Raw genomic sequence first — 1,288 nt, forward strand, 5'->3', positions numbered from 1 at the left:
CACGGCTGTCCGGTTGGGGCTGTGGAGCGGTCGGGATGTTGCTGATTTGACTCGGGTCTTGAGATTTTCGGCGTGAGAGGACGCTGACGGGCGTGCCGCCATTGTTTGAGTAGACGGGTTGCATGGCGTTGATTCTACTGGGTTCAGAACGTTTGCCGACGGATCTGGACACCAGCGAGGACAACGCCATGCGTCACCACAATAGCGTAATGCACGGACTTCTGAAGCACGTGCCGTGGTCGATGTTCGACCAACTTGTGGAAGAGCACGGCGCCGATGCTCGGGTGCGTCGGCTCAGCACCAAGAGCCAGTTCGTGGCCTTGCTCTACGGGCAGTTGGCCGGGGCTGCGTCGCTGCGCGAGATCGAGACGGCGATGAGCAGCCACGCCGCCCGGCTCTATCACCTGGGAGCGGCGCCGGCGGCGCGCTCGACCCTGGCCGACGCCAACGCGATGCGGCCGCACGCGGTGTTCTCGCATTTGTTCTCGCACATGGCCGGCCTGGCGGGGCGAGGCTTTCGCCGCTCGACCGCCCAGGCGGTGCGGCTGATCGACTCCACCGGCCTGAAACTGGCCGGCGTGGCCAGCGACTGGGCGCGGTTCTCGGCCAGGGTCCACGGCGCCAAGGCCCATATCGTCTACGACCCCGACGCCGACCGGCCGCTGTACCTGGAGATCACCCCGGCCCGGGTCAACGACATCACCGCCGCCAAGGCCATGCCCATCGAGCCGGGCGCCACCTATGTCTTCGACCTGGGCTATTACGACTACGGCTGGTGGGCCAGGCTGGACGCGGCCGGCTGCCGCATCGTCACCCGCCTGAAGTCCCACACCGCCCTGCGCCGGATCGAGGAACACGCCGTCCCGGACAACGGCAACCTGACCCACGACATCATCGGCTTCCTGCCCCAGCGCCAGGCCAAGAGCCGTCAGGGCTCGCCGTTCCAGGACGCCGTGCGCGAGATCGGCGTCAGGCTCGACGACGGCAAGGTCATTCGCGTGGTCACCAACGACCTGGACGCCCCGGCCCGGGAGATCGCCGACCTCTACAAGCGCCGCTGGGCGATCGAACTGTTCTTCCGCTGGGTCAAGCAGACCCTGAAGATCAAGCACTTCCTGGGCCGCTCCGAGAACGCCGTCCGCATCCAGGTCGCCATCGCCCTCATCGCCTACCTGCTGCTGCGCCTGGCCAATGACGCCGTCAAGATCACCCACGGCGTCCTGGCCTTCTCAAGACTCGTTCGAGCCAATCTCATGCATCGCAGACCTCTCGATCAGCTCCTCAAGCC

General features: G+C 66.2%; 1 protein-coding gene. It reads left to right on the top strand.

Features of this window, described 5'->3' with window-relative positions; translation table 11 throughout:
• Positions 1-188 precede the first annotated feature (188 nt).
• On the top strand, positions 189-1,288 hold a 1,100-nt coding region (locus ACIPQB_RS26075), incomplete at its 3' end, for an IS4 family transposase (protein WP_446488156.1).

Source organism: Caulobacter sp. LARHSG274, assembly GCF_052871235.1.